At 68.5% G+C, this 6,320-nt stretch carries 5 protein-coding genes and 1 riboswitch; of the genes, 3 read left to right on the forward strand and 2 right to left on the reverse strand.

The genetic code is table 11. From position 1 onward, the window contains the following. Positions 1–270: 270 nt before the first annotated feature. A riboswitch (cyclic di-AMP (ydaO/yuaA leader) is annotated at positions 271–421 on the reverse strand. 657 nt (positions 422–1,078) lie between these two features. The 3 genes from CXR44_RS20595 (at position 1,079) to CXR44_RS20605 (ending at position 3,339) form a co-directional block, all read left to right on the forward strand. Continuing rightward, positions 1,079–1,450, forward strand: coding sequence for a BlaI/MecI/CopY family transcriptional regulator (locus tag CXR44_RS20595; RefSeq protein ID WP_101787688.1), 372 nt, complete (start codon positions 1,079–1,081; stop codon positions 1,448–1,450). Continuing rightward, a complete protein-coding gene (locus CXR44_RS20600; protein ID WP_101787689.1) occupies positions 1,447–2,397 on the forward strand; it encodes a M56 family metallopeptidase in 951 nt (316 codons plus the stop codon). Before CXR44_RS20595 ends, CXR44_RS20600 begins: the two co-directional genes overlap by 4 nt. 69 nt (positions 2,398–2,466) lie before the next feature. Further along, complete coding sequence (locus tag CXR44_RS20605; RefSeq protein ID WP_144070031.1) at positions 2,467–3,339, forward strand: F510_1955 family glycosylhydrolase; 873 nt, start codon at positions 2,467–2,469, stop codon at positions 3,337–3,339. A 60-nt stretch (positions 3,340–3,399) separates the two neighbouring features. Here the strand turns inward: CXR44_RS20605 and CXR44_RS20610 are convergent, their stop codons facing one another. Both CXR44_RS20610 and CXR44_RS20615 read right to left on the reverse strand, forming a co-directional pair. Continuing rightward, on the reverse strand, positions 3,400–5,256 hold the full coding sequence (locus CXR44_RS20610) for a PA domain-containing protein (protein ID WP_101787691.1): 1,857 nt from the start codon (positions 5,254–5,256) through the stop codon (positions 3,400–3,402). A 223-nt stretch (positions 5,257–5,479) separates the two neighbouring features. Then, entirely contained in the window at positions 5,480–6,013 is a 534-nt protein-coding gene (locus CXR44_RS20615; RefSeq protein WP_101787692.1) for a carboxymuconolactone decarboxylase family protein, read from the reverse strand. Positions 6,014–6,320: the final 307 nt, after the last annotated feature.

Genomic DNA, 6,320 nt, shown 5'->3' on the forward strand with positions numbered 1-6,320 from the left:
TGACTGCGCGGTCAGCGTGGTAGGCCTCTGCGGAACAGCGGCCTTCGCGGGGGCCGGCTTAGCCGGGATCGGCCGCGCAGGGAGGGCCTTGGCAGGAACGGCGTTGGCTTCTGTAGTCGAGGCCCGTTCCTGCGTCGGGTGGTCGTCCGCGAAAGCGGCGCTGCCGGGTACCAGTACGCCGACGGCCACAGCCGCGGCGACGGCGAACTTCGGAAGTGCAGCGGACGTGTGGGCACGGTGTGGAACGTGCAGGGGCATGCTGAGATTGACTCCTTGCTTCCATGCCGCCTACCGGGTTAGCTGACGGGTTCGGGCGTGGAAGTGCCCTACGGAATGCCGTCTCGGACGGGCGTTCCGATTCACCCCAAGAAGGATTGGGTCCCCGGTTCCGCGATGATCGCGAATTCGGCGGCCGCGCCGCTCTGCAGATCGATTCCTGCAGATGAGGCACGGTCTCGGTAGTACGAGAGGCGGTGGTCCGGCTGTGGGGCACCGGGATGTCGCCTCGCGGGCCCCAAAGTAACGGAGACGTATATTGCGCGGCAAGCGCAGTTCTGTGCTCGTCCACTGAATGGGCTGCCTGACCTGCGGTTTAGTGGACCATTCTTTACCTTTGTGCAGGGTGCCACGATCGCGCTTATGATCCTCATCATTCACAAACGCCCCGTGTGTAACGACATGAAGGCCTCACCTCCTACGGCGCGTAGCACGAGACGAGCCCGGACCCACCGTGGTCGGACGAATCATGAAAGGCATCAAGGATCAACACGTACTGTCCATCGTCGTAGGACGGAAGTGCAGCCGTGATGCCGTGCCCCGAGGAATGTCGCCGTGGGCGCCCATCGCGCGCCTGGGCCATTTACCCCCACCCCACGGCGCGCCCGGATGGCGACGCTGATCGTCATCATCCTGTGGCCCCGCCGGTGGGCTGTCCCGGCGCCTGGCGGCGCCATGAATGGATATCGAATCGCCGTAGTCATGCCGGCGGAAGGCGGCCGCATCCTTGGACGGCACACCTGGTCGGTGCTCTACGATCGCCGGTAGAATTGAGGCGAGCTGCCCGGTTGGAGGTTTTCGCGTGGCGCGCAGTCTGGGGGAGCTGGAGGCGGTCATCATGGACCGCATGTGGTCTTACCGGCGTCCGGCCACAGTGCGCGACGTGCTGGAGGATCTGCGCGCGGAGCGGTCGATCGCCTACACGACCGTGATGACGGTGATGGACAAGCTCCACACCAAGGGTCTGCTCCGGCGGGAGCTGGTCGGCAAGGCGTACCTCTATCAGGCGGTCGCCTCCAAGGAGGCCTACACCGCGGACCTGATGCGCGACTCGCTGGCCAGAAGCGGCAACCAGGCCGCCACCCTGGTGCACTTCCTGGAGCGACTGACTCCGGAAGAGGCCGGTGCCCTGGAGGCGGCGCTCCAGGTGTTCCCGCCGAGGGGGCGCGCATGACGGCGGTGGCCGTGCTGGCGGCCTATCCGGTGGTCGCCGCGATCGTCCTGCCGCGGTTGCTGAGCGGGGGCGGATGGGCCGAGCGTGCGCCCAGGCTGGCGATCCTGCTGTGGCTCGCGGCGTGCGGTTCCGTCGTCGTCTCGGTCCTGCTGGCCGCCTTCGCGCTGGCGGTGCCCGCTTCGGTGATCGGCCACGGCCTTGCGGCGCTTTTCGCGGCGTGCGCCGCCTGGCTGACGCACGGGCCGGGCATGACGACGACCACCACCGGCATCGCCCTGGCCGTGGCGGGCGCCGTAGCGGCCCGGATCGTCTATCGCGCCGCGGTCGTCTTCACGCGTGCCCGTACGGAACGGCGCCGTCACGCGGAGATGCTGGCGTTGCTGGGGAGGCACGACGGGCTGCTGGACGCGATCGTCGTCGACTACGACGAACGGCTGGCCTACTGCCTTCCCGGCAGGCACGGCAAGGCGGTCATCACCACGGGAGCCCTGCGCAACCTGAGCCTCGAACAGGTCGCCGCCGTACTCGCCCACGAGCAGGCTCACCTGCGCGGACGCCACCACCTGGTCCTCGCCGTAGCGGAGACCCTGGCGACGGCGTTCCCCGGCGTGCCACTGTTCGAGCGGGCCAGAGCCGAACTGGCGCGACTCATCGAACTCCTTGCCGACGACGTGGCGGCCCGTCGGCACCCACGCGTCCTGATCGCGACCGCCCTGGTGGGGCTGGCCACCGGCCGTGCGCCCGCCTTCGCTCTGGGCGCGGGCGGCGACACCGCGCTGGCCCGCGTACGGCGCATGCTCAACCCGGAGAAGCCTCTCGCCCGCAGGCAGCGCCTGGCCGGGTCGTTCGCCATCGCCCTGCTGCTGGCGGGGCCGGCCGTGGTGGCGCTGCTGCCCGGGCTCAGCTCGTTCCTCGTGCACCACTGCCACAGGCTCCTCGGACTCTGATCGTCTACGGCGTTGCATAGTAGGGGCGGCTAGACTGCCCACGTCCTGCAGTCGACCGAGGTCTTCTCCATGCGCGCACTCCCTGCCCGGCTCCGAGCGGCGGCACTGTCGACCGGGGCGGCGATGCTGGTGACCGTGGCCGCCTGTGGCGGGCAGCCGCACGGCGTCGACGGCCCGGATCCTGGCATCGGTCACGTCCACGGCCTCGGCGTCGACCCCTCTGACGGAGCCGTTTATCTCGCCGGCCACTACGGCCTCTTCAAGCTCAAGGACGGCACGACCGCCGAACGCGTCGCCGGCCGCGTCCAGGACCACATGGGTTTCACGGTGGCCGGCCCCAGGACGTTCCTGGCCAGCGGGCACCCGGGCGAGTCGTCTCCGGACGCCGCTCCGCATCTCGGTCTGATCCGCAGCGACGACGCCGGGCGGACCTGGACGACGGTGTCCGAAGCGGGCACCGCTGACTTCCACGCGCTGCAACTCGCGGGTGGCGTGCTCTACGGCTTCGACAGCCAGTCCGGGCGGCTGCGTCGCAGCACCGACGGCGGGCGCACGTGGGCCGCAGGAGCCGAGGAGCAGGTGATCGACCTAGCCGCGAACGCCGCCCTCGCCACGAGCGTCTACGCCACCACCCCGCAAGGGCTGAAGGTCAGCGGAAGCGGCGGGACGGAGTTCGAGGAGGTGGCGGGCGCGCCCCGCCTCACCCACATCGAGCAACCTGCCGTGGACCTGTTGATCGGCACGGGAGAGGACGGCCGGCTCCACACCAGCCGCGACGGCGGCAGGACATGGCAGGACGGTGGCACGCTCCCCGGCCGGGCCGTGGCGTTCACCGCGGTCGACCCGCGGCGCCTGCTTGCCGCCACCGAGGATGGCACGGTCCTGGAGTCCAAGGACGGGGGCGAGAGCTTCACCGTGACCTTCAGGCCCGCGAGCGGTTGACCGGTCGGTGACGCCGCTCCGGTGGCTCCGGAGCGGCGTCACCTCATGCGTCCGGGCGCGTCAGTTGCCGGTGTAGCGGAAGATGTACAGGCCGTGGTCACGGTCGCTGGCGGCGACGTACTCCTGGCCGTCGTGCTCGAACACCTGCACGCCCCAGAAGTTGTTGCCTCCCTCGTCGATGAAGTGGCCCACCTCCTGGATCTCGCCGTCCACGATTCGCGTCACGCGGAAGCCCGCTGAGTAGTAGGAGAAGTAGGCGAGATCGGCCTGCTTGGCGGAGACGGCCACCTCGTGGACCGACAGGTCACCGTGGCCCTCCGCGAAGGCCGGGTCGTGCGCCTCGGGTACCGCGTAGGTGTCGAGCTCCTTCATCGTCTGCCGGTCGTACAGGTGCACGTAGCCCCAGCCGTCGAAGTACGAGGAGAAGGTCAGTGTGTCGCCGGCCGTGCCGAGCGGCACCTGCAGCTGGGCCGGGCCGGTGCCGGCGAGGCAGTCGGCGTTGCTGTACGGCTGGTCGAAGATGGCGAAGCCCTGGCCGCGGGGCGCGACTCCGAAGGTCGGGATGTCTCCTTGGACGTCCATGCCGAGGGCGGCGTCGCAGGCGTCGGTGCCGGTGCGGTTGAAGACGAGGATCGCGTCGTAGCCGCCGGCGGCCGTGACCTCGGCGACCTTCTCGGTGAACGTGCACACGCCGCGCTCCACCACGGCGATGTCCACGGCGTTCGGGTCACCCGCGGGAACGGCGGCGCCGCCGGGGCAGGCGAGGCCGGCGAACTTGGCCACGCCCGTCAGTGTCTGTCCGGGGGCGAGCTTGGTCGTGCCGCTGCCCTGGCCGGCGCTGATCGCGGTGCCGTCGGTGACGTTCGAGGTCTTCAACGCGTACGGCGAGAAGTCCTCGTCGGCGGCGAGGACGTACCTGTCGTCACGGGTGAACTCGGCCTGGTGGGCGTTGCCCTCCGGTCTGACGGTCAGCCCGCTCTCGGCCGCCTCGGGGTCGGGGTCGGCGAACGTGCTGTCGGCCAGCAGCGAGATGTTCAGCGGGTCGGTGACGTCGATCTGTACGTAGCCGCCGTCCCAGTACGACAGCAGCATGACCTGCCTGCCGTCGATCTCCTTCACCACCATGTCGTGCAGGAAGATCTCGTCGAGGCCGGGTTGCGTGATGCCGGGGAACTTCTCGTCGATGTCGTACTCTGCGATGACCTTGGGCTTCTTCGGGTTCGTGATGTCGAGGATGTCGACGTCGGCGCCTTCCTCGTTGTCCACGATGACGGCATAGGCCTTCTTGCCGGCGTCCCAGGCGAAGACGCTGTGGATCTCGTTGGCGTCCTTCTTGCCGGCGCCCGCCACGGTCTCGTCGCCCATGCCCACCGCGAGAGGCGTCGGGCGAGTCGGGTCGGTGACGTCGTAGATGTTCACGCCGCCGACCCCGGACTTACCCTTGCAGACCTCGTTGTTCGTGACGAGGATGTCGCCGGTGAAGGCCGGCGTGTCGACGCTGAGCGCCTGCACGCCCTCGCCGGGCGCGCTGCCCTCCTTCGCGACGATGAACGAGACTTCCTTCGGCTGGGCCGGGTTCTTGATGTCGACGACGTGGACGCCGTTGTACTTGCAGGTCGTGCCACCCCATGCGGCCAGGTAGGCATAGCCCTTGTGGACGCCGACGTCCGCGATCTTCTCGGGCTCGACGTTCTTCAGCGGGAGCTTGCTGACGAGCTCGACACCGGAACTCGACGCGGGAAGGTGGCCGTGGTCGCCGCCGTGCTGGTGGTGGTTGTGCGTGATCTTCGCGTGGTCTATCGCGCCGTCAGTGCTGGTCGCCCCGTCGTGTGCGGCGGCGGAGGGCACCAGGGCGGCCAGGCTCGTGCCCACGGCGATGACCGTGGCTGCCGCAAGGCGACCGGCTTTGTGTCCCATGAGGGATTCCTCCAGTGGTGGCAGAGGATGAAGTAAAGGGAACATAAAGCGAACCGGGGCCGGCGGGAAGAGCTCTACTACATCTCATAGGAGACTTAGAGGAAAGTGGTGCAGTCGTCCATCTTTGTGGTGATATGCGACCTTTGAGGCATTCGGCGGCACTCTATGACGTTGCCGCAGGCAGTAGCTCGTGTGGGCCCGTTCACCGACAGGCGGACAGGTTCTACCCCTGTGCCGTTCGCTCGGCGGGTTCAAGCCCGGCCAGGAGGTTGAAGGAGCCCGTCAGCAGGTTCAGGGCCACCAGGCCGGGGACTTCGGCGATGATGCGGTCGCTCCAGCCGTGCGCGCGGAGATCTGCGACGTCCTCGTCGGTGAGGGAGGACGGTTCGGCCAGCACGCGGACGGCCACGGCGATGAGCGCGGCTTCGCGGGAGTCTGCGGAAGTGCCCTGGCGGGCCAGGGCGATGTCGGTGTCGGTGAGTCCCGCCGCCCGGGCTGCCTGGGTGTGGGCGTCGAGGCAGAGGCCGCAGCCGATCCATTCCTGCACGGCGAGGGAGATCTTCTCGCTGAGGGCGCGGGGCAGTTTGGTCCGTCTCATGGCGCGTGAGAGGTCGAGGTAGCCCTGAAGCATCGCCGGTGAGTGTGCCATGGTGGCCACCATCTCGCCGGCACTCCCTCTCCTGCTGATGATGTCGTCCAGTAGCTCGCGTGACTTGGCGGGCGCGTCAACGGGGTCGAGTGCTGTCAGGCGTCGCATGTGTCCCCTCCTCGGGTCTACGGCGGCGATACTATACCCCAGCACCGTATATGAGCCCGAGGCGTGCTGGTAGCCCGGGATCCGGGGACGGGAACGCACCTGGCGGGCGTGGGGGTCGAGCGGGCTTCGGCCGCGGCGGCGACGGCGGCCGGCTTCACCGACCGCGGATGGATCTCCTACGGCCTTACCGAGGAAGCGGTCGCAACGATCGAATGAGGACTTGTAAAACCCCAGGGGGGTATGTTAGCTTCCTCGACGTCGGAGATACCCCCCTCGGGTATGAGCGAAGGAGAACTACATGTGCACG

It is taken from the genome of Nonomuraea indica (assembly GCF_002850745.1).
GTDB lineage: Bacteria > Actinomycetota > Actinomycetes > Streptosporangiales > Streptosporangiaceae > Nonomuraea > Nonomuraea indica.